The following is a 22,026-nucleotide window of genomic DNA, read 5'->3' as shown; positions in this document are numbered from 1 at the left end:
ATACCCCTACCCCGTACTCACCGTCAGAGGGTGCGCCGCAGCCGGATACCCGTGGGGGAGGACTGCCCGGCGTCGGCGGTGAAGCCCTGCCGGGAGAGGAAGGGGAGCGAGGGGTCGTCGGGGCCGTGCGCGCCCACCCACTGTTCGGCCGCGCCGCGGCCCTGCTGCTGCTCGGTGAGGGCGGCGAGCAGGCCGCCGCCGATGCCCCGGCGGCGGTGCTCGCCGGCCACGCACAGCGTGTAGACCTCGCCGGATCCGATGGTGGCGATGCCGCCGGCGGCCGCGCCGACCACCTGCTCGTCGTGGTCGGCGACGAGCCAGCCGAGCCAGCCGTCCCCGGCGCCGGAGCCGGAGATCTCGACGGTGATCCGGCCGACCGGGCAGTAGGTGGCGATCAGGTGCTCGGTGCGCTGGCCGCCGAGGTACTCCGCGTAGTCCTGGCGCCAGCAGTCCGCGAGGAGCCGGGAGATGGCGACGGCCTCGCTCTGGCGGGCGGGACGCAGCTCCACCGTGGAGTCCATCGTTCGGTCCTCTTTTCGGCGCGCGGGGGGTTCGGGAGGCCAGTAGAGCGGAGCCCTATGGCGAAATCAAGTCAGGCTCCAATCAAGGGAGTTCTGCGAATTTACTTAGGAAACGGATAGCCGGGGGCCGGGCGCCGTGCTGCTTCCGGCCTGCTGGGTAGCCGTCCGGCGCCCGGCCGCACCCCCGGGGGCGGATACCCCCCACCCCGCCGCGCCTCCATGACCCTCCGACTTCCACGGGTTAAACCCTACCCCCCTAGGGTATGCTCGGCAGCGTCTTCACCGGGGTCGCCGATCCGGCCTTTCCGGCATGCCTGGAAGGGCAGTTGACGACCACTGACGTATGCCGTGGGTCTTCCCGCCCCGGCTGATACCCCTAACGGGTAGGGAGTAAGAGATGGCAACCGACAACACCGGGCCGAACCCCCGGAGGTGGCGCGCACTGGCGCTGATCGCCGCCGCCCAGTTCATGGTGATCATGGACACCTCGATCATCGGGGTGGCGCTGCCCAAGATGAAGGACGACCTCGGCTTCAGCCAGGAGAACCTGTCCTGGGTCTTCAACGCCTACGTGGTCGCCTTCGGCGGCCTGCTCCTGCTCGGCGGCCGACTGTCCGACCTGCTCGGCGCCCGCCGCCTGTTCAGCACCGGCTGGGCCGTCCTCGGCGTCGGCTCGCTGGTCGCCGGGCTTGCCCAGAACGTCCCGACCGAGCTGGCCGGCCGCGCCGTCCAGGGCCTCGGCGCCGCGATGATCGCCCCCTCGGCGCTCACCCTGCTGATGATGCTCTTCGGCGGCAACCCGAAGGAGCTCACCAAGGCCTTCGCCCTGTACGGCGCGGCGGCCCCGGCCGGCGGCACCGCGGGCGTCTTCCTCGGCGGCCTGATCACCCAGTACATCAGCTGGCCGTGGGTGTTCTACATCAACATCCCGGTGGTCCTGATCGCGCTGATCGCCACCCCGTCGCTGATGCCGCACGCCCCCCGACGCAGCGGTGGCATCGACATCCTCGGCGCGCTCACCGTCACCGGCGGCCTGGCCGCCGCGGTGTACGCCATCGTCCGCGCCCCGGAGGCGGGTTGGGCCTCCGCCCCGACCCTGCTGACCCTGGCCGGCGCCGCCGTGCTGCTGATCGCCTTCCTGGTCATCCAGTCCAAGCGCCGCGAGCCGCTGATGCGGCTGAGCATCTTCCGGGTGCCGAACCTCGGCGCCGCCAACCTCGCCCAGTTCCTGCTGGCCGCGGCCTGGGTGCCGATGTGGTTCTTCCTCAACCTGTACCTCCAGCAGGTGCTCCACCTGGGCGCCTTCGCCAGCGGCGCGGCCCTGCTGCCGATGACCGTCGCGATCATGGCCATCATGATCACCCTGGCGCCCCGGCTGATCGCCCGCTTCGGCCCCAAGCCGCTGGTCGTCACCGGCATGATCGCCCTGGCCGTCGGCCTCGGCGGGCTCTCGCTGGCCCGCTCGGACGGCAACTTCTGGACCGACGTGCTGCCCGCCTCGCTGGTCGCCGCGATCGGCATGGCGCTCGCCTTCATCCCCTCGCTGGGCACCGCGATCTCCAGCGCGCCCCCGGAGGAGGGCGGCCTCGCCTCCGGCATCGTCAACACCGGCTACCAGGTCGGCTCGGCGCTCGGCCTGGCCGCGATGACCGCCCTGGCCGGCGCGCAGACCACGGACACCACCGTCGAGGGCCTGACCTCCGGCTTCTCCGCCGCCTTCATCGGCGCCGCGGCGATCGCCCTGGTCGGCGGTGTGCTCGCGGTGGCCACCCTGCGCACCCCGCGCCCCGAGGCGGCCGCCGCCCCGGCCCCCGAGGCGCACTCCGCGACGGTCGCGTGAGGCCGTCCCCCCCACCCCCTCGCGGGGCGGACCCCGACCCCGGTCCGCCCCGTCCCTCCCCTCCGTACGGGGCCGCGCGACCGGCGCGGCCCCGTACGTCCGTGAAGGAGCGCCCGACCATGCACCCTGAAACGCCTTCCGCCCCGCTCGCCGCCCTCCTGCGGGCCGTCCGCCACCCGGTGACCCGCTGCCTGATCGCCTGCCTGGCCACCGCCGTCGCCGCCGCGGCCGCCGAACCGGCCCGGGACGGCGCCGCCCGCGGCTGCCCCGGGCGCTGACGACACCGAACCGCTGACCGACACCGAACCGCTGACCGATACCGAACCGCTGACCGACACCGAACCGCTGACCGAAACCGAACCCGGGAGCCCGGTCATGACCATCCCCCGTCCGCAGGCCGTCCTCGCGGCCGCCGCCTACGGCACCCTGCTGGTCCTCGTCGCCTACACCGTGCCGATGACCACCCTCGCCCCCACCGCGGCGGGCCTGCACGCCGGCCCCACCGCCCAGACCTGGGTGCTCACCGGCGCCCTGGTCGGCCTGTCCGCCCTGCTGCTCACCGCCGGCAGCATCGCCGACGACCTCGGCCGCAAGCGGGTGTTCACCGCCGGCGCCGCCCTGCTCGCACTCTCCAGCGCCGCCGCCGCGGCCGCCCCCGGAACGGGCGTCTTCCTCGCCGCCCGGGTGGTCCAGGGCGCCGCCTCCGCCGCCGTCCTCGCCCCCAGCCTCGGCCTGATCGGCGAGGCGTATCCGAGCGGCGCCGCCCGGGTGCGGGCGCTCGGTGTCTGGGGCGCGGCCGTGGGCCTGGGCATCGCCGTCGGCCCGGTGTACGCGGCGCTCGCGGAGCGCTGGCTCGGCTGGCGCGCCGTCTACTGGGGCCTCGCCCTGCTCGCCGTCGTCCTGCTCGGGCTCGCCGTCACCGCCCTGGAGGAGTCCGGCAGCCGCAATCGGCGGCGGATCGACACTCCTGGCGTGCTCACCCTCGGCGCCGGCACCGCCGCCCTGATCGCCGGCCTCGCGGAGGGCCGCTACGGCTGGACCAGCCCGACCGTGCTCGGCCTGCTGGCCGCGGGCGTGCTGCTGCTCGCCGCCTTCGCCCTGGTCGAGGCCCGCAGCGACCACCCGATGCTGGACCTGCGGCTGTTCCGCGACCCCGGTTTCGTCGCCGCCACCGGCGGGGCGCTGTTCACCGGGCTCGCGGTGGTCGGGCTGATGAGCTGCCTGCCCAACGCCCTCCAGCGGGTGCTCGGGGTGTCCGCGCTGGCGGCCGGGGGAGTGCTCGCGATCTGGTCCGGCCTGTCGGTGGTCGCCGCACTCCAGGCCCGGCGCCTCGCCGACCGGATCGGCGCCACCGCCCAGCTGGCCGTCGCCCTGCTGGTCTGCGGCGTCGGCGAACTCGCCCTGCTCGGGCTGCACCCCGGCGACTCCTGGCTGCGGCTGGCCCCCGGCCTGGCGGTGGCCGGTGTCGGCAGCGGTGTGCTCAACGCGGCGCTCGGGCGCCTCGCCGTCACCAGCGTCCCCGCGCACCGCGCCGCGATGGGCTCGGGAGCCAACAACACCGCCCGCTACCTCGGCTCCTCGCTCGGCGTCGCGGTCACCGTCACCCTGATGGGCCTCGGCCGCCCCGCCACCGCCCGGGCCGCCGCCGACGGCGCCAACCACGCCGTGCTGGCCGCCACCGTGCTGTGCGTGCTCGGCGCGGCGGGTGCGCTGGCCGTACGGGCGGCCCAGCGGCGGGTGTCGGCGCGCCACGGTTCCTGAATACCCCGTACGGGTATAGGGTGACCGGCGCCCACCGGGGACACGGCTCTGAGGAAGGCGGACCACCATGCACGCGATCCTGCACGCGCTGTCCATCGCCGGATCGATGACCTGGGAGATCACCTGGGCCCTGATCCTTGGCTTCCTGCTCTCCGCCGTCGTGCAGGCCGTGGTCCACAAGTCCACCGTGGTGCGGTTGCTCGGCGACGACCGCCCGCGCACCCTCGCCGTCGCCTCCGCCCTCGGCGCGGCCTCCTCCTCCTGCTCCTACGCGGCCGTCGCCCTGGCCCGTTCGCTGTTCCGCAAGGGCGCGAACTTCACCGCGGCGATGGCCTTCGAGATCGCCTCGACGAACCTGGTGATCGAACTCGGCGTCATCCTGGCCCTGTTGCTGGGCTGGCAGTTCACCGCGGCCGAGTTCGTCGGCGGGCCGGTGATGATCCTGCTGCTCGCGCTGCTCTTCCGCCTGCTGCTGCGCGAGCGCCTGCTCCGGGAGGCCCGCGAGCAGGCGTCGTACGGGCGGGCGGGCTCGATGGAAGGCCACGCGGCGATGGACATGTCGGTGGCCGGGGAGGGCTCCTTCGCCCGCCGCCTGCTCTCCCGGCAGGGCCTCACCTCGGTCTCGCACGTCTTCGTGATGGAGTGGGCCGCCATCCTCAAGGACCTGGTGATCGGACTGCTCATCGCCGGTGCCATCGCCGCCTGGGTCCCCGACTCGTTCTGGCAGGCCTTCTTCTTCGCCGACCACCCGCTGGCCGGCAAGCTGTGGGGCCCGCTGGTCGGCCCGCTGGTGGCGATCGCGTCCTTCGTCTGCTCGATCGGCAACGTGCCGTTGGCGGTGGTCCTCTGGAAGGGCGGCATCAGCTTCGGTGGCGTGGTCGCGTTCATCTTCGCCGACCTGCTGATCCTGCCGATCCTCAACATCTACCGGAAGTACTACGGCCCCCGGATGGCCCTCTTCCTGCTCGGCACCTTCTACACGGCGATGGTGCTGGCGGGTTACACGGTCGAGTTCCTCTTCGGCGGCCTCGGCCTGGTGCCCAGCCGGCGGAACGCCGAGATCCCGATGTCCGGCGTCGAGTGGAACTACACGACCTGGCTCAACATCGCCTTCCTGCTGCTGGCGGTGGTCCTCCTCATCCGCTTCTTCCGCACCGGCGGCGCCGCGATGCTCCGCATGATGGGCGGCGCCCCGGACGCGGACGGGCACGCAGCACACGGTGACCCGCACGCGGGCCACGACCACCACGGCCACCACTGACGGGACTTGCGTGAGAAGTCGGCCGGGCCGACTTCTCACGCAAACCATTCGGGCTTCGGGGAACTCGCCGGTCCTGACGGAGACGACGAACGCGGCCCGAAGTGACAGTTCCGGGCGGCTACATCAGGTCGCTGATGACCGGGTGATCCGGGGAGAGGGAGCAGGTGAAGACGCGCATGGTCTCTCGTCGCCCGAGTACGACGTCGGTCGGCTCCCGGCACTGACGCCGATCGCGTGGGCCGCCTTCGAGAAAGCCGACAGGCGCCCAGCTCTCCGTGCCCCCGCCCCATTCTCTGCTGGCGATCGCGGCCACGAAGCGCATCTCGCTGCCGCATGTGCCGCACCGCACCGGGCCGTAGTAGCCCTGGTAGTTCCAGGGTTCATGGCCACCGAGCTTCCAGCCCGGGGCCGTCGAGAGGTCCCAGGAGTAGCGGGGGTCGTACTCCTCGGGGTCGCCGAAGGTCGCCATCTCCCATTCCTCGACCCGGGTCTCGAACTCCTCGCCCAGGACACCCGGGTGCGGGTACTCGGTCACCGGCTCCGGCCGAAGCAGGCAGGGGGTGGGCAGATAGCCGGGCTCACCAATGGCAACCGGCTCCGGCGGCGTCAGAAAGCGGTCTCCCAGGTCAGCGGTGTGGCGGTAACGGACCTGGACCCACGGGCCGGCGATTCCGTTGTAGGGCACCCCCCGAGCGTCGTAGGCGTGCTGGAACGGACACCACAGGATCTGAAGGATGTCCATGCCCTCCGGAAAACCGTCGTACCAGGGCACGTCATGCGCATACACCTGCATCACGGGCAGCAAGGGCCACGACACGTCCGCAGGTATCCGGTCCCAGGTGATCTCACCGTGGTAGGCGAACGTTGTCGACCGATCGCCTCGGACGTTGGCGGGGCGATGAGGCTGCCTGCGCATCGAATGACGGCCACCCGGACAGGTCGGCCATGCCTCGTCCTCGGGCCAAGCCAGCGGTCCTCCCACGGAGCTGTCACGCGGGCCGGGAGTCGCCGGCGCAGGATGCAGCCGGACCGCTGTCCTCGCATGATCGGCGAGCTCGGGAAAGACCGAGGTGACATCCAACGGCCGCGGCGGAGAGGAGGCGGCTTTCATCGCCGCCCCCGACGGCATGCAGGCATTTCCTTGATCACACGCGGCATCGTACGGAGGACCGGTCTCCCGCAACAGGCTTCAGTCGTCGAAGTAGCGCGGCCCGCGCTCTTCGGAGAGGGCCCACAGGTCCATGAAGAGCTGGTTGATCCGCGCGCTCAGGGAGCGCAGGTCCGGGCACGTCTCGACAGCGAGGCGTCAGTCCCCGTCAAAGCCGCGGAAGGTCCCCGATCCATCAGCAGCATCGGCGAACTCCGCAAAGTCCATGTTGGCGATGCTGAGGTTGGCGGACACATCCGGAAACCATCGAGCCGGGACCCTGAACGTCCGCCCGGGTTCGTGCGAGAGGTCCACGGCCAGCAAGGGGTGGCCAGGGCTTTTCATCGTGGTCGCGTCCGCCAGGAATACGTCGATGACCTGGTCGTCTTCCTCTGCGGCAGCCTCTTCGTCCAGCAGCGCCCGGACATCCACGTCAGCGAAGCGCAGGTCGCTGACATACGTGGCGTGGGGATACTCGCCGGCAGCGTCGAGTGCGGCACGAAAGGCATCCCAGGCTTCGTCGTCACCGAAGTCGGTACGAAGGACCAGCGAAGTCAGATCATCGGGCTGAGGCAAGGGCATGGGCGTGATCGTCTCACCCGGCGCCGACATTATCGGTGGCGCATGGCCGGGGTCCTGGATGACCGATGCCAAGGGGCCGCCGGCGTGTGGCGCAGCTGCGGCACCTACCTGATGGTCACGGAAACTGCCAGCGGTTGGCCAACCCGGTCGACAGAGTGAGATCGGTTGGCACAGAGTCACGTCATGGCTGATCCGTCTTCCTCGTTGTTCCCGGCTTCCTACCGGTGCCGGGCCGCGACCGTCGCCGATGCCCGCGCGATACATGACTTGGTTGCCGCCTGCGAGCGCGAGCTCCTGGGCTGTCCCGAAACCGAACCCGACCGCATAGCCGCGGACCTCACACTGCCCGGCCTCGACCTGGCCGTCGATACGTTCCTTGTGCACGACTCGGCCGAGTCTCTCGTCGGTCGGGCCTGGGTGCACGGCGGTCGACGCAGTGCGGTCGACGTCCACCCCGATCACCGGGGGAAAGGGCTGGGCAGCGCACTGCTCGACTGGGTCGAGGCGCGGGCACGCCGAGCGGGCAGTGAACGGCTCAGCCAGACGGTCTCGGACAGCGACCGGGCGGCGGTGGAGCTGTTGCGATCCCGCGGGTACGAGCCGTTCGTCGCCCAGTGGCTGCTGGAGATCGCGATGCCCGCCGAACCCGTGGTGCCCGGGCCGCCGCCTGGGATCACCCTGCGTTTTTTCCAGCCCGGTGACGAACGAGCCGCGTACCAGCTCACCGAGGACGCGTTCGACGAATGGCAGAAGCGGCGGAAGTCCTACGAGGAATGGGCCCGGCACACCGTCGAGCGCGACACGTTCGCACCGGCGCTCTCACCAGTGGCGTTCGCCGGCGATCAGATGGTCGGCGCGGTGCTGTCGTTGGACGTTCCGGGCACTGACGAGGGATATGTCGAGCGGGTCGCGGTCCGGAGGGATCACCGTAACCGGGGGATCGCCCGCATGCTGTTGCGGGAGTCGTTTCGCGCCTTCTACCGCCAGGGCCACCGCACGTGCACGTTGTGGACTCATTCGGAGACCGGTGCGCTGTCTCTTTACCAGCGGGTGGGCATGACGGTCCGTCGAAGCTCCGCGGTCTACGGCAAGGCACTCGGCATCGAGTAGCACCAAACACCCGGAGGCGTCATGGTCCGCGTCCTCCGGCGGATCCTCGCGCCGACCGCCGCGATCTGGCACAACGACCGCACCGGACAGCCCCGGTGTTCACCGGCAGTCGGTCAGTCGTTGCCGGGCCGGCGCAGGCCGAGCAGCGACAGTCGGCTGGTGATCCGGTCGAACAGCTCCGTCAGCGGCTCGCTGACCTCCCGGCCGAACTCGGTGAGCCCATAGGTGACTTGGAGTGGCGTCGTCGGCTCGACCTTCCGCCAGACCAGGCCGTCGTCGACCAGCGCGCGCAGGGTCTGGGAGAGCATCTTCTCGCTGATGCCCTGGATGCTCTCGCGCAGCTCGTAGAACCGGAGGTCGTTGCCCCGCAAGGAGATCAGCACCCAGATGCCCCACCTGCTGGTCACGTGGTCGACCATGTCGCGCGCGGGGCAGTCGGTGTGAAACACGTCATACCGGGCTCTGGCCTCGGCTTGGCTGTGCTGCAAACCTTCCGTCATGTCATGAACTTACCTCCAGGTATGTCCTTACGAAAAGTTAGCCGCCGCTCCTAGCGTGAGGAGCACAGAGGACATCCGACAAGGAGCTGATCATGATCGTGGTGACCGGGGCTACCGGGACCATCGGCCGGCCGTTGACGCAGGCGCTGGCCGAGGCGGGGGAGCAGGTGACGGCGGTGTCGCGGCACGCGGCGGCGGTGCCGGACGGCGTCCGCCACCTGGTGGCCGATCTGGGAAGGCCGGCCGGCCTCAGGCCCGCGCTGGAGGGGGCGAAGGCGCTGTTCCTGCTGCTGTCCGGCGACCTGCACGCCGCAGGGGCCAGCCCTACCGACATCATCGGTGAAGCCGCGGCCGGTGGGGTGCGCCGGGTCGTCCTGCTCTCCAGTCAGGGCGTGGCGACCAGGCCGTTCGGCCCGACGCGGATCGCGATGCGCACGCTGGAGGACGCGCTGCGGGAGTCCGGCCTGGAGTGGGTCGTCCTGCGGCCGGGCGGCTTCGCCTCCAACGTGCGGTGGTGGGCCGAGTCCGTTCGCGCGCACCAGGTCGTCGCCGCGCCCTTCGGGGACGTCGGCGTGCCGATCATCGACCCGACGGACATCGCCGAGGTTGCGGCGGCCTGTCTGCTGGACGACCGGCACGCCGGCGGCGTGTACGAGCTGACCGGCCCGGAGGTGATCACGCCGCGCGGGCAGACGGAGGCCGTCGCGGCCGCGCTCGGCATGCCGGTGAGGTTCCACGAGCTCACCCGCGACGAGGCCAAGGCCGCCATGGCCCGGAGCATGCCGGCGGAACTCGCCGACGACACCTTGGACATCCTCGGCTCCCCGAACCCGGCCGAGCTGCGCGTCAGTCCGGACGTTCAGCGGGTCCTCGGCCGGGCCCCGCGCCCTTTCGCCGACTGGGCCGCCCGCAATGTCGCCGCGTTCCGTTGAGGCCGGTCGGCACCGCCGGAACTGCGGATGATCTTGTGGCCCTGCCAGTCCTGAGGGCTGTACGGAAGGTGCCGGGCGATCCGTGGAGGGATTGCCCGGCCCGTGCGGGGGCTGCTGCAGCACTTCCCCAAGGGGTGATCCTGTCCCGCTGCACGCGCGAGGGCCCGGCCGTGGTCGCCGCCGAACCAAACGGGCGCCCACGCAAGACGCTCGGCTGGGAGACCCAGCCGAGCGTCTCGCCAGGCCCCTGGCCGACGCCAGTCGATCACTGTGTTGCGATGTCCCCGGGAATCCGCCGATTCCCGGGGATCGACTGCACCTTGCCGTAGCAGCCGCACGCGGGAGGGGCGGTGGCGGACGCGGTGGTGGCGGTGCCGACTCCGAGGCCGGTGAAGACGACGGCTCCCGCGGCGATGGCAGCGAGCTTGGTAGGCATGGGCGTTCTCGCTGCCCATGGGACAGGGGGATGGGCGTGGGGCAGACGGTGAGGCCGCCGATGACATGCCTGAGCGAACAGCCCTCGGGCGGTCAGGCCGAGACGTGGTACCAGTAGCCGCCGGTGCGCAGGCCGACGTAGTGGACGTTGGTGCCGGTCTCCTTCGCCTCGTACATCATGTCCGCACCGGTGGCGGGGTCGGTTCCGGCGTAGAGCACGACGTGGGTGGTGGTGTGCGGGTCCGTCCCGAAGTACTCGACGTCGCCGGGCCGGCGCTGGGACTCCGCGATCGGGGTGAGGTGGCTGTCCAGGGTCTGCTGGTCGGTGTCGCCGCCGCCCGCGAGGTCGATGCCGGCGCCGAACCAGAAGGCGGCCCGGACCAGGCCCGAACAGTCCAGGCCGGCCGTGGTGTTGGCCGGGCAGGGCTGGATCGAGCCGGTGTAGCCGTCGCAGGTGCCGAGCGACGGGCCGGGGCCCTCGCCGCGCAGGGAGTGGCCGCCGCCCCACACGTAGGGGACGTCCAGGTACGACTTCGCCGCGTTCAGGACCTTGGCGGGGTCGATCGGGCCGCTGGGCAGCGGGGTGGGGGTGCTGGTGTAGAGGGCGTTCTTGACGGCGGTGCCGACGACCCCGTCGATGGCCAGGGCGTGCGAGGCCTGGAAGTTGCGTACGGCCGTGTCGGTGGCCGGCCCGAACTGCCCGTCCACGGTCAGGCGGCCCGCGTTGAACGAGTTCAGCATCGTCTGCAGGGTCGAGACGCACGCACCGCCGGCGCCGGTCTGCAGGTCGCCGCACTGGGTGCGCAGGTCCACGGTGCCGGAGGCGGCGGCCGCCGCCGTGTCGAGCGCCGACTTGGTGGCCGGCCCGACGATGCCGTCGACGCTCAGGGCGTGCGAGGCCTGGAAGTTGCGCACGGCCGTGTCGGTGCCCGGGCCGAACTGCCCGTCCACGGTGATCCGGGCACCGGTCAGGTTCAGCTCCAGCTGGAGCTGGGTGACACAGCCGTCGGCCTCACCCTGCCGGAGGTCGGCGGGGCAGGCCGAGGAGGTGAGGGGTACCGGGGTCGGCGCGGCCGCGGCGGATGCGGCCGACGCGGTGTACGCGCCGACGCCCGTCAGCACGGCCGCCAGGGCCAGGCCCAGCGACAACCGGCGCCGGGTGGGGAGGAGGGTGCTCACAGGAGGGTCTCCAGATCCGTGATGAGTCGTCAGAGATGGCGGGGCGCACAACTGTGCCTCATTCCGCCGTCCGTCGGGGACCTGGCCTGACGTCTCATCGGCCACGGGGCGCGTCCCGCGGCGCTGACCTGTGTTGTGAGACGCGTTTCCACTTGGGCGTGAGACCTCTGTGAGGGAACGCGCCCTTCTCCGGGCCCGAGCCGGCCGCCCGGTGTCGGCGGGGATGCAACCGGGTGAGGCCTCGGGGTCCGGCTGTTGGCGGGGCGCGCTGTGCGCGTTCGGACCGCGCTGCCCGACAGCTGGATGCCGTTCGTGCGCTCCGACTCCGGAGATCGCGAAAGTGCCGGGCGATCCCGCGGGAGGGATCGCCCGGCACTTCTCGTCCGGGGGCTGCTCAGTGCTGGTGGTCGGCGGCCGGCTCCTCGGTGGCCGGGGCGGCGGGGGCGGCGGTGCCGTCCGCGGTGACGGTGAAGGCCGCGGTGTGGACGGTGTTCTGGTGCTGGAAGTCCAGGAAGAGCCGGTAGCTGCCGCCGCTCGGCGCGGTGGTGGTGAAGCCGATCTCGGGGCCCGGGGTGGTGGTGTCCGGGTGGACGTGGAGGTAGGCGAGGTCGCCGGCGCGCAGGGCGACCAGGTGACCGTAGGCGCCCAGGTAGGGCTGGAGGTCGGTGACGGGGGCGCCGTCCCTGCTGACGTTCAGGGTGAGGTGGTTGCTGCGCCCGGGGGTGAGGTCACCGCCGAGGGTGACGGTGTAGCCGTCGACGGTGACGGTCCGTCCGGTCTCGGGGAGTGGGGCGGGGCGCAGGTCGCCCGCGGCGTGGAGGTCGGCACCGAGGGTCAGGCCCTCGCCCGCGCCGGTCGGGGTGAAGTCGGCGAAGACCCGGTACTCGCCGGCGGCGGGGACGGCGGTGGGGGCGCTCCAGGTGCCGTCGGCGGTCAGGGTGGGGTGCAGGTGCTGGAAGGTGGAGAGGTCGCGCGGGGCGACGATCAGGTGGAGTTCCTTCTCGTGCTGCTGCTGGTAGGCGGTGACGGGCTTGCCGTCCGCGCCGAGGATGCGGAAGCGCAGGTCGGTGGGGGAGCCGGCGGTGACGAAGGGGTTGTCGACGCTCAGGGTGTAGCCGCGTTCGGAGATCTGGAGTCCGCCGGGCAGGTGCTCGGCGGCCGGCCCGCCCCCGGTGTCGTGTCCGGCGTGTCCGTCGTGCCCGGCGTCGTGTCCCGCGTGTTCGGCGGCGGGCTTGGGGGCCGGGTCGCTGCCGGTGGCGTGGCCGACGCCGAGGGCGAGGCCGAAGGCGGCGGCGAGGCCGGCGGTGAAGGCGGTGATGCGCAGGGCGGTGTTCATGGCGGTCTCCTCGGATGTACGAAGTGAAAGGGGTCAGGCCCGCATCAGCCGGGCGATGGCCTGCGAGGCCTCGGCGACCTTGGCGTCGGCCTCGGCGCCGCCGCCCGCGATGGCGTCCTGGACGCAGTGGGCGAGGTGGGCGTCGAGCAGGTGCAGCGCCACGGACTGGAGGGCCTTGGTGGCGGCGGAGACCTGGGTCAGCGTGTCGATGCAGTAGGTGTCGGTGTCGACCATGCGCTGGAGGCCGCGGATCTGGCCCTCGACGCGGCGCAGTCTGCGCAGGAGCTGGTCCTTCTCGGTGTGGTAGCCGGCCATGCGGCCCTCCTCGGGTTTCCGGCGGGAGTGCGGGCGTGCGGGCGTGCGGGGCTTGCGGACGGTGCGGGGGAGTGGTCCGATGACCATGAGTGAATACCCCATGGGGGTATCAAGTCAAGCGGATCCCCGCCCTGAAAAATACCTGCCGGGGGTATCCACGAGGGCTTGCCTTCAATACCCCCCATGGGTATAAATGAACTCGGCACCGCCCGATACCCCTGCAGGGTATGACGGCCCGGCCGCGTACGTACCTCGAAGTACCGACTGTCACGAGGAGCAACGATGACCACGCAGGCACCCGCCTCCACGGAGGTGGAACTCTCGATCGGCGGAATGACGTGCGCCTCGTGCGCGGCCCGCATCGAGAAGAAGCTCAACCGGATGGACGGCGTCTCGGCCAGCGTCAACTACGCCACCGAGAAGGCGAAGGTCACCTTCGAGGGCGAGGTCGAGGTGGCCGACCTGATCGCCACCGTCGAGGCCACCGGCTACACCGCCGCCCTGCCCAAGCCCCCGGCCGCCGCCGGTGGCGAGGGCGCCGAGCAGGCCGAGCCCGCCGACGAGCTGGCCCCGCTGCGTCAGCGGCTGTTCACCGCGCTGGCCCTGGCCGTCCCGGTGATCGCGATGGCGATGGTGCCGGCGCTGCAGTTCGACAACTGGCAGTGGCTGTCGCTGACCCTCGCCGCCCCGGTCGTCACGTACGCCGCCTGGCCGTTCCACAAGGCCGCGTTCACCAATGCCCGGCACGGCGCCGCGACGATGGACACCCTGGTCTCGCTCGGTACCGGCGCCGCGTTCCTGTGGTCGCTGTGGGCACTGTTCTTCGGAGACGCCGGGATGCCGGGCATGCGGCACGGCTTCGAGTTCACCATCGCCCGCAGCGACGGCGCCTCGAACATCTACCTGGAGGCGGCGGCCGGCGTCACCGCCTTCATCCTGGCCGGGCGCTACTTCGAGGCCCGCTCCAAGCGCACCGCCGGCGCCGCTCTCAAGGCGCTGCTGGAACTGGGCGCCAAGGACGTGACGGTGCTGCGCGGCGGAACCGAGGTGCGGATCCCGATCGCCGAGCTGGCGGTGGGCGACCGGTTCGTGGTGCGTCCCGGCGAGAAGATCGCCACCGACGGCACGGTGGCCGAGGGCGCCTCGGCGGTGGACGCCTCGATGCTGACCGGCGAGTCGGTGCCGGTCGAGGTCGGGGTCGGCGACAGCGTCACCGGCGCCACCGTCAACGCGGGCGGCCGGCTGGTCGTCGAGGCGACCCGGGTCGGTGCGGACACCCAGCTCGCCCGGATGGCCAAGCTGGTCGAGGACGCGCAGAACGGCAAGGCCGCCGCGCAGCGCCTCGCCGACCGGATCTCCGCGGTCTTCGTGCCGATCGTGATCACCCTCGCGGTGGCCACCCTCGGGTACTGGCTGGGCACCGGCGAGGGCTGGACCGCCGCCTTCACCGCCGCCGTCGCCGTGCTGATCATCGCCTGCCCGTGCGCCCTGGGCCTGGCCACCCCGACCGCGCTGCTGGTCGGCACCGGCCGCGGCGCCCAGCTCGGCGTCCTGATCAAGGGCCCGGAGGTCCTGGAGTCCACCCGCAAGGTCGACACCATCGTCCTGGACAAGACCGGCACCGTGACCACCGGCCAGATGACCCTGCTCGCCGTCCACGCCGTCGAGGGCGTCACCGAGGCCGAGGTGCTGCGCCTGGCCGGCGCCCTTGAGCACGCCTCCGAGCACCCGATCGCCCGGGCGATCGCCACCGCCGCCGCCAAGGCCGGTGAACTGCCCGCCGTCGAGGGCTTCGAGAACGTGCCGGGCCTGGGCGTCCAGGGCGTGGTGGACGGCCACGCCGTGGTGGCCGGCCGGGAGGCGCTGCTCAACGAGTGGTCGCAGTACCTGCCGGAGGCCCTCGCCGAGGCCAAGCGCAAGGCCGAGTCGGCCGGCCGCACCGCGATCGCGGTCGGCTGGGACGGCGAGGCGCGGGCCGTGCTGGAGGTGGCGGACGCGGTCAAGCCGACCAGCGCCGAGGCCATCGCCAAGCTGCGGGCCCTGGGCCTGACCCCGGTGCTGCTGACCGGTGACAACAAGCTGGTCGCCGAGGCGGTCGCCGCCGAGGTCGGCATCCAGCCGGAGCATGTGATCGCCGAGGTCATGCCGCAGGACAAGGTCGACACCGTCAAGCGGCTGCAGGCCGAGGGCAAGGTCGTGGCGATGGTCGGCGACGGCGTCAACGACGCGGCCGCGCTCGCCCAGGCCGACCTGGGCCTGGCGATGGGCACCGGCACCGACGCCGCCATCGAGGCCGGCGACCTGACCCTGGTCCGCGGTGACCTGCTGGCTGCGGCGGACGCCATCCGGCTCTCCCGCAAGACCCTCGGCACCATCAAGAGCAACCTGTTCTGGGCCTTCGGCTACAACGTCGCCGCCCTGCCGCTGGCGGCGGCCGGGATGCTCAACCCGATGATCGCGGGGGCCGCGATGGCCTTCTCCTCGGTCTTCGTGGTCGGCAACAGCCTCCGGCTGCGCCGCTTCCGCTGATCCCTCCCCGATGGCCCCGGGGCCCCGGAGCCGCTGCCCGGTTCCGGGGCCCCGGCGCGTCCGGGCCCTCCTTGTACCGCCGATCGCCGTCACGCACCGTAGTCAAGATCGTCGACCCGGATCGGCCGCCGGGATCCGCCTCATCCGGGCGCGCCCGCTCCGACCTGCGCTTTAAGGGTATTTTGCGAGCGCTTGGGGCGGCGCTCACCGAAGTCCTACCTCACCGCAACCGGACCGAGATGTGACGCTCCGACACTTGTTAGGCAAGCCTTTCCTGCCCTAGGTTCTCGTGTCGCCAGGTCGATGCCCTGCGGCTGCCGCAGGCGTGCACGGCCGAACCCGCTTCCTCGGAGGACCCTCACCATGCCCGGAACCGTCAGGCCCCTCGCGGCCCTGTCCCTCCTCGCCGCCTGCGCCCTCGCGCTCACCGCGTGCGGCAGCTCCGGCAGCTCCGGCGGCTCGGGTGGGGACAGCGCTTCCCCCGCGGCCTCCGGCACCGCCCTGGCCGGCCAGACCATCACCCTCTACAGCGGCCAGCACGAGCAGACCGTCAAGGCGCTGACCGACGACTTCACCAAGCGCACCGGCATCAAGGTCGAGCTGCGCTCCGGCGACGAGGCCGAGCTGGCCAACCAGATCCTCCAGGAGGGCGACGCCTCCCCGGCCGACGTCTTCTACGCCGAGAACCCGCCCGCGCTCACCGTCCTCGGCGACAAGGGTCTGCTCGCCAAGGTCGCCCCCGACACCCTCAAGTCCGTCCCGGCCAACGACAGCTCCGGCAAGGGCGACTGGGTCGGCGTCTCCGCCCGCACCTCCGCCTTCCTCGCCGCCACCGGCAAGGGCGCCGACACCGCGCCGCCCGCCTCCGTCCTCGACCTGGCCAAGCCCGAGTGGAAGGGGCGCCTGGGCATCGCCCCCAGCGAGACCGACTTCGCCCCGGTCGTCACCCAGGTCCTCAAGGCCAAGGGCGAGGACGCCGCCAAGCAGTGGCTCAAGGGTCTCAAGGACAACGCCAAGGTCTACGACAGCAACGAGACCCTCTCCGCCGCGATCAACAGCGGCGAGGTCGAGGGCGGCGTCGTCGACCACTACTACTTCTACCGGATGCGCGACGAGAAGGGCGCCGCCGAGACCCACGCGACCCTGCACTACTTCCCCAAGGGGGACCCGGGCTCGCTGGTCGACGTCTCCGGCGCCGCCGTCCTCAAGCACGGCAAGCACCAGGCCGCGGCCCAGGCCTTCCTCGGCTACCTCGCCTCCGCCCCGGCCCAGACCGTCATCGCGAACTCCGCGAGCTACGAGTACCCGCTGGTCGACGGCGTGAAGGGCAAGCCCGAACTGCCCGCCCTGGACGGCATCGGCACCGTCGCCGACCCGGCCCAGCTCGGCGACGGCAAGCAGGCCCTCGCCCTGCTGCAGGACGCCGGTCTGCTCCAGTGACGACCCCCCCAGCGACGATCCCCCCAGCGACGATCCCCGTTGGCGGGCCGCGGGGGCGGTGGCGGGCCACCGGCCTGCTCGCCCCCGTCGCCGTCGCCGTCGTCGCGGTGGTCGCCTCGCCGCTCGGCTTCGTCATCGCCCAGGCCGCGCAGGCCGGTTGGGACCAGACCCGGCGGCTGCTCGGCCGCCCGCTGATCGCCACCCTGCTCGGGCACACCCTCGGCCTGACCGCCGCCGTCACCCTGGCCACCGCCGTCCTCGGCTTCGGCGCCGCCTACCTGGTCGAGCGCACCGCCCTGCCCGGGCGCCGGGCCTGGACCGTCGCGCTCGCCCTGCCGCTGGCCGTACCGGAGTTCGTCCGCGGCTACTCCTGGGTGTCGCTGTTCCGCTCCGTCCACGGCTACTGGGGCGCGGTGCTGGTGATGACCTGCTCGCTCTACCCGCTGGTCTTCCTGCCGGTCGCGGCCGCCCTGCGGCACGGCGACGCCGCCGCCGAGGAGGTCTCCCGCTCGCTCGGCCGCGGCCGCCTCGCCACCCTGTGGCGGGTCACCCTCCCGCTCACCCGGCCCGCGCTGGCCGGCGGCGTGCTGCTGGTCTCGCTCTACCTGCTCGGCGAGTACGGCGCCTTCGCGATGCTGCGGTACACCACCTTCGCCACCGCCGTGTTCACCCAGTACAAGCTGGGCTTCGACGCGGCCTCGGCCTCCCTGCTCACCCTGGTGCTGGTCGCGCTCGCCCTGCTGCTGGTCGGTCTGGAGGCCTGGGCCGGCCGCCGGGCCAGGGTCACCCGGCACGGCGCCCTCGCCCGCCCCGCCCCGCCCGTGCGCCTCGGCGGCTGGACCGTCCCGGCGCTCGCCGCCCTGGCCGCGCTGGTCGGCGTCTCGCTCGGGGTGCCGCTGTACGCGCTGGCGTACTGGCTGATCAAGGGCAGCTCCACCACCCTGCCCTCCGCCTCCGTCCTCGGCGCCACCCTGGCCACCCTCGGGTACGCGCTCGGCGCGGCCGTGGTCGCCACCGCCGCCGCCGTCCCGGTCGCCCTGTACGGCTGGCGGCGCGGCACCCGGCCGGCCCGCGTGGTCGAGCGGGTCGCCTACCTCACCCGGGCGCTGCCCGGCATCGCGGTGGCCCTCTCGGTGGTGTACTTCGCGGTCCGCTGGGCCCAACCCCTGTACCAGCAGCCGCCGATGCTGATCGCCGGGTACGTCGTGCTGTTCTTCCCACTGGCGTTGACGGCCGTGCGCGCCGCCCTCGCCCAGGTCCCGCCCGGCGTCGAGGAGGCCGCCCGCTCGCTCGGCACCCGGCCGCTCGCCGTCCTCGGCCGGGTCACCCTGCCCCTGGTCCTGCCCGGCCTCGGCGCCGCCGTCGCCATGGTCGGCCTCACCGCCTCCACCGAGCTGACCGCCACCCTGCTGCTGCGTCCGACCGGCACCCAGACCCTGGCCACCCAGTTCTGGGTCTACACCAGCGGCCTCGCCTACGGCGCCGCGGCGCCGTACGCGGCCCTGATGGTCGCGCTGTCCGTCCCCTCCGTCCTGCTGCTGACCCGCCGCACCCTCGGCCGTCCCGGGAGCACCCCATGACCGGACTCTCCGTCGTCGACCTGCACGCCGCGCACGGGCGCAGCCCGGTCCTGCACGGCATCGACCTGACCGTGCCGGACGGCGCCCTCGCCTGCGTGCTCGGCCCCTCCGGCTGCGGCAAGTCCACCCTGCTGCGGGTGCTGGCCGGCTTCCACCCGGCCGCCGCCGGGCAGGTCGTGCTGCACGGCCGCGTCCTGGACGACGGCCGCAGCCGGCTCGCCGCCGAACACCGGGGCATCGGCCTCGTCCCGCAGGACGGCGCGCTCTTCCCGCATCTGAGCGTCGCCGCCAACATCGGCTTCGGCCTGCCGCGTTCGCAGCGCCGCGCCCGGGTCGGCGAACTGCTGGACCTGGTCGGCCTGCCCGGACTGGGGGAGCGCCGCCCGCACCAGCTCTCCGGCGGCCAGCAGCAACGCGTCGCCCTCGCCCGGGCGTTGGCGCCCCGACCACGCCTGCTGCTGCTGGACGAACCCTTCGCCGCCCTCGACGCCGCGCTGCGCGCCGAGCTGCGCCGCGAAGTCGCCGCCACCCTGCGGCAGTCCGGGACCACGGCGGTCCTGGTCACCCACGACCAGGACGAGGCGCTGTCCTTCGCCGACACCATCGCCGTGCTGCGCGACGGCCGGATCGCCCAGTCCGGCAGCCCGGACGAGCTGTACCACCGCCCGGCGGACACCGCCGTCGCCCGGGGGCTGGGCGAGGCGAACCTGATCCCCGCCGAGACCACGGGAGTCGAGGCCCGTACGCCGTTCGGCGCCCTGCCGCTGGCCGCCCCCTCCACCGCCCCCGGCCGCGGCCTCGCACTGCTCCGCCCGGGCCAACTCCGGCTCACGGCCGAGCCGGTGGCCGGAGCCGTCCCGGCGAAGGTGATCGGCAGCGACTTCCGGGGCCACGACCACCGCGTCGAACTCCGCCCCGAAGCCGCCGGGTTGCCGGACACCCTGATCGCGGCCTCGGACCGCTCGTGGCCGACGGGCGGCGAGACGTACGTCAGTGCCGCCGGGCCGGTGCACGTGCTGCCGGAGGCCCTGGTCGGCCGAGGGGTTTAGGGTTCGACGCATGGACGAAGACACCGCCCTCTGGCACCGGCTCGCCGATCTCCTTCCGGAGCCCGCCTCGAAAGAGGTCAAGGACTGCTGGCAGATCGGGGAGCAGGAGTGCGGGCTCGGTCTGCTGGTCGAGGGCCTGCTCGCCCGCCAGGTCCCGATCGGCGGTGCGGACCGGGCGCGGATCTCCGTGCTCGCCGAGCAGTGGGGCGAGCGCGAGCGGCTCACTCCCGGCCTCCTGCGCTGCCCGGGCGACAGCGCGCCCGCCGGGGTGCGGCTGCTCGACGGCGAGCGCGACGAGGCCGAGGTGGTGACGGGCTGGAGCGAGCCGGAGCTCGCCGACCTGGTGCTCGTGCCGTGGATCGGCTGCACCCGCTGCGGGCGGATCCTGCTGCGCGCCCACACCTGGGAGCCCTGGGACGACTTCTCCTACCTCGCCGAGCGCTACGTGATCAGCACGCCGGACTGCGACGCGGCGCTGCGGATCTTCCCGTCCGACTCCGTCGGTGAGGCCTTCGCCGAGCTCCTGCACGGCTGCCCGGAGGCTTAGGGCCCGTTCGCACCCGTGCCCGGCGGTGGCTCAGCCCTCCTCCGGCAGCTCCACCGCCTGCCAGCGGTACGCCGCGTCCTCCTGCCACACCTGCAACTCGCCCTCCACCACCGCCGCCAGGGACAGCCGCCAGTCGTCCCCCACGGCCAGCGCGACCCGGGTGGCCGGGCGCAGCGTGGGCCGCCACCAGCGCGGCCGCCGCGAGGCGCCGCCGGCCGGCAGCCGCAGCCGTACCCCGCCCGCGCCCGCCAGGGCGATGGTCGGCCCACCGCGGTGGCCGACCATGGCGATGCCGAGGGCGGGCTCCCCGTCGCCGATCTCCGGGGCCGCCCCCGCCCCCGCCGGGCCCAGGGTGTGCAGCTGGACCGAGCCGTCCGCCCGCAGGGTGGCGGCCTGCGGTCCGGCGGAGGTGCGCGCCAGGGCCCCGGCGCGCAGGGCGCCCGGCGGGCCGAGCGGGACGGGCGGCCGGCCGGCGCCCGGCCGCCAGCTGAGCACGCGCTCGCGGTGCTCGACCAGCACCAGCCAGGCGCCGGGGCGTTCCTCCTCGGCGGCGAGCACCCGGTCGGCGGGGCAGCCGGGGTGCTCCTGGCCGGTCAGGGTGAGGCCGGGCGCCCAGCGGTAGGAGCGCAGGGCGCCGCCTGCCGCGGTCCACACCGTCAGCTCCCCGGCCGAGTTGACCGCCCCGGCCAGTCCACTGATCCCGCGCGCCGCCTCCCACCAACCGGTCGCGGTGCCGACCCAGAGGGTGCCGGACCGGTCCTCGGCGCAGACCACCAGCTCACCCTGGCGACCGGCCCAGCCAGCCGCCAACTCCCGTACCGTTCCAGGGCTCTGGCCGGCGGGTAGCCGCTGTCCGGTGCGGCCGGGGCCGGCCAGCGCGGTGCCGTCGGCGCCGCCGGTGACCACCAGCGGCCGGCCGGCGCGGTCGGGCAGGACGGCCAGGCCCGCGGTGCGGGCCACCGGACGGTGGGCGCGCAGGAGTTCGCGGCCGCGGGCGACCCACGGGCCGAGCGGGGAGGGGCGGCGGTCCGGGTCCCGGGCCAGCGGTTCGCAGGCCCAGCGGGCCAACTCCTCGCCGTAGCCGGCCGCGAGCAGTTCGGCGCGGGCCTGTTCGGCGGCGAGCCGGTGGTCGAGCCGGCCGTGGTCGGGCAGCAGCAGGGTGCGGGCCAGGGTGCCGACCGCGAAGAGGTCCTTGGCGGTGGTCGGGAAGCCGCCGACCTGTTCGGCCTCCGGCGGGACGTGCCCGGGGGTGAACACCGCGACGGTCAGGGTGTGGTCGAGCGGGGCGAGGAAGGTCAGGTCGATCAGCTTGACCTGGCCCTGGCCGTCCACCAGCACGTTGGCGGGGGAGATGTCGCGGTGCACCCAGCGCTTGCGGTGCAGCTCGTCGACGATCCGGCACAGCCGCGCCAGCACCTCGGCGACCGCCGTCTGGCCGCCGCGCTGGCTGCGCGCCCAGGTGTGCAGCGGCACGCCTTCGACCCAGGGCGAGATCTGGTAGCCCAGCAGCCCGCCGGAGGGCACCGTGCCCGGCCGGTGCGGGGAGGGCCCGAGCAGGAAGCTGGGCACCACCAGGTCGTTGACGCCGAGCCGGTGGGCGTTGTGCGAGACGTCGTCCCAGCGCCCCAGCCAGCGGCGCACCTCGGAGGGGTCGCGCTCCAGCATGATCTTGGCGGCGACCAGTTCCTTGATCCCGTTGTGGCCGGTACGAACGGCCCGCCACACCTCGGCCTCGCCGCCGCGGTGGTGGAACTCCAGCAGTTCGTACTGCTCGGGGTCGAACTCGGGCCCGAAGCGGAGCCCGGGCACCCAACGAGACTCGGACACGCGACCCCCGACGCTTCTCACCGCTGCTGATGTGGCTGCCCAGGATAGTCCGGGTTCCTGTTCGGCCGCCCCGAGGAGGGCCTATTCTGATGGCGCCCGAGCAACATCACGAAATCACGTCAACTCATGATCGTG

General features: G+C 73.0%; 20 protein-coding genes. 11 read left to right on the top strand and 9 right to left on the bottom strand.

Annotation, left to right across the window (positions count from 1 at the left end; translation table 11 throughout):
* Positions 1–23: 23 nt before the first annotated feature.
* The gene (locus ACGF12_RS07580) at positions 24–521 is read right to left on the bottom strand and encodes a GNAT family N-acetyltransferase (RefSeq protein WP_393026904.1); all 498 of its coding nucleotides are present in this window, start codon (positions 519–521) and stop codon (positions 24–26) included.
* Positions 522–918: 397 nt separating this feature from the next.
* Here ACGF12_RS07580 and ACGF12_RS07575 point away from each other — a divergent pair, with 397 nt between their 5' ends.
* The 4 genes from ACGF12_RS07575 to ACGF12_RS07560 all read left to right on the top strand — a co-directional run bounded on the left by ACGF12_RS07575 (position 919) and on the right by ACGF12_RS07560 (position 5,383).
* Positions 919–2,361, top strand: coding sequence for an MFS transporter (locus tag ACGF12_RS07575; RefSeq protein WP_393026902.1), 1,443 nt, complete (start codon positions 919–921; stop codon positions 2,359–2,361).
* A 119-nt stretch (positions 2,362–2,480) separates the two neighbouring features.
* A complete protein-coding gene (locus ACGF12_RS07570) occupies positions 2,481–2,639 on the top strand; it encodes a hypothetical protein (RefSeq protein WP_393026900.1) in 159 nt (52 codons plus the stop codon).
* Positions 2,640–2,736: 97 nt separating this feature from the next.
* On the top strand, positions 2,737–4,122 hold the full coding sequence (locus ACGF12_RS07565) for an MFS transporter (RefSeq protein WP_393026898.1): 1,386 nt from the start codon (positions 2,737–2,739) through the stop codon (positions 4,120–4,122).
* Between the two features lie 67 nt (positions 4,123–4,189).
* Positions 4,190–5,383, top strand: a complete 1,194-nt coding sequence (locus tag ACGF12_RS07560; protein ID WP_393026896.1) for a permease — start codon at positions 4,190–4,192, stop codon at positions 5,381–5,383.
* A gap of 118 nt (positions 5,384–5,501) precedes the next feature.
* Here the strand turns inward: ACGF12_RS07560 and ACGF12_RS07555 are convergent, their stop codons facing one another.
* A complete protein-coding gene (locus ACGF12_RS07555) occupies positions 5,502–6,512 on the bottom strand; it encodes a hypothetical protein (protein WP_393026894.1) in 1,011 nt (336 codons plus the stop codon).
* Positions 6,513–6,689: 177 nt separating this feature from the next.
* Positions 6,690–7,112 (bottom strand): DUF6924 domain-containing protein, encoded by a 423-nt coding sequence (locus ACGF12_RS07550; RefSeq protein WP_393026892.1) that lies wholly within the window; start codon positions 7,110–7,112, stop codon positions 6,690–6,692.
* A gap of 183 nt (positions 7,113–7,295) precedes the next feature.
* On the opposite strand from ACGF12_RS07550, the gene ACGF12_RS07545 reads away from it, so the two are divergent.
* Positions 7,296–8,222, top strand: a complete 927-nt coding sequence (locus ACGF12_RS07545) for a GNAT family N-acetyltransferase (protein WP_393026891.1) — start codon at positions 7,296–7,298, stop codon at positions 8,220–8,222.
* A gap of 113 nt (positions 8,223–8,335) precedes the next feature.
* On the opposite strand, the gene ACGF12_RS07540 is transcribed toward ACGF12_RS07545, so the two are convergent.
* Positions 8,336–8,722, bottom strand: coding sequence for a winged helix-turn-helix transcriptional regulator (locus ACGF12_RS07540; RefSeq protein WP_393026889.1), 387 nt, complete (start codon positions 8,720–8,722; stop codon positions 8,336–8,338).
* A gap of 92 nt (positions 8,723–8,814) precedes the next feature.
* Between ACGF12_RS07540 and ACGF12_RS07535 the strand changes: the two genes are divergently transcribed.
* On the top strand, positions 8,815–9,654 hold the full coding sequence (locus tag ACGF12_RS07535; RefSeq protein WP_393026887.1) for an SDR family oxidoreductase: 840 nt from the start codon (positions 8,815–8,817) through the stop codon (positions 9,652–9,654).
* 265 nt (positions 9,655–9,919) lie between these two features.
* Here ACGF12_RS07535 and ACGF12_RS07530 read toward each other — a convergent pair whose 3' ends face one another.
* From ACGF12_RS07530 to ACGF12_RS07515, 4 genes are all read right to left on the bottom strand, one after another.
* A complete protein-coding gene (locus tag ACGF12_RS07530; protein WP_393026885.1) occupies positions 9,920–10,090 on the bottom strand; it encodes a hypothetical protein in 171 nt (56 codons plus the stop codon).
* A 92-nt stretch (positions 10,091–10,182) separates the two neighbouring features.
* The gene (locus tag ACGF12_RS07525) at positions 10,183–11,268 is read right to left on the bottom strand and encodes a peptidoglycan-binding protein (RefSeq protein WP_393026883.1); all 1,086 of its coding nucleotides are present in this window, start codon (positions 11,266–11,268) and stop codon (positions 10,183–10,185) included.
* Positions 11,269–11,662: 394 nt separating this feature from the next.
* Positions 11,663–12,604 carry a hypothetical protein gene (locus ACGF12_RS07520; protein ID WP_393026881.1) on the bottom strand — a complete coding sequence of 314 codons (942 nt, stop codon included), beginning with the start codon at positions 12,602–12,604 and terminating at the stop codon, positions 11,663–11,665.
* A 33-nt stretch (positions 12,605–12,637) separates the two neighbouring features.
* On the bottom strand, positions 12,638–12,919 hold the full coding sequence (locus ACGF12_RS07515; RefSeq protein WP_387632114.1) for a metal-sensitive transcriptional regulator: 282 nt from the start codon (positions 12,917–12,919) through the stop codon (positions 12,638–12,640).
* 282 nt (positions 12,920–13,201) lie between these two features.
* Here ACGF12_RS07515 and ACGF12_RS07510 point away from each other — a divergent pair, with 282 nt between their 5' ends.
* The 5 genes from ACGF12_RS07510 (at position 13,202) to ACGF12_RS07490 (ending at position 20,064) form a co-directional block, all read left to right on the top strand.
* A complete protein-coding gene (locus tag ACGF12_RS07510; protein ID WP_393026879.1) occupies positions 13,202–15,448 on the top strand; it encodes a heavy metal translocating P-type ATPase in 2,247 nt (748 codons plus the stop codon).
* Between the two features lie 363 nt (positions 15,449–15,811).
* Positions 15,812–16,888, top strand: a complete 1,077-nt coding sequence (locus ACGF12_RS07505; protein WP_393026877.1) for an iron ABC transporter substrate-binding protein — start codon at positions 15,812–15,814, stop codon at positions 16,886–16,888.
* Positions 16,885–18,468 (top strand): ABC transporter permease, encoded by a 1,584-nt coding sequence (locus ACGF12_RS07500; RefSeq protein WP_393026875.1) that lies wholly within the window; start codon positions 16,885–16,887, stop codon positions 18,466–18,468. The genes ACGF12_RS07505 and ACGF12_RS07500 overlap by 4 nt, the downstream gene beginning before the upstream one ends.
* Positions 18,465–19,517: an ABC transporter ATP-binding protein gene (locus tag ACGF12_RS07495; protein ID WP_393026873.1), complete on the top strand. Its 1,053-nt coding sequence runs from the start codon at positions 18,465–18,467 to the stop codon at positions 19,515–19,517. The genes ACGF12_RS07500 and ACGF12_RS07495 overlap by 4 nt, the downstream gene beginning before the upstream one ends.
* Positions 19,518–19,527: 10 nt before the next feature.
* Entirely contained in the window at positions 19,528–20,064 is a 537-nt protein-coding gene (locus tag ACGF12_RS07490; RefSeq protein WP_393026871.1) for a hypothetical protein, read from the top strand.
* 30 nt (positions 20,065–20,094) lie between these two features.
* Here ACGF12_RS07490 and ACGF12_RS07485 read toward each other — a convergent pair whose 3' ends face one another.
* On the bottom strand, positions 20,095–21,891 hold the full coding sequence (locus ACGF12_RS07485) for a serine/threonine protein kinase (protein ID WP_393026869.1): 1,797 nt from the start codon (positions 21,889–21,891) through the stop codon (positions 20,095–20,097).
* Between the last annotated feature and the right edge of the window lie 135 nt (positions 21,892–22,026).

It is taken from the genome of Kitasatospora sp. NPDC048296, from assembly GCF_043201815.1.
Lineage (GTDB): Bacteria > Actinomycetota > Actinomycetes > Streptomycetales > Streptomycetaceae > Kitasatospora.
Note: the sequence above shows the minus strand (reverse complement) of the source record. Positions and strands in the feature narration are given on the sequence as shown.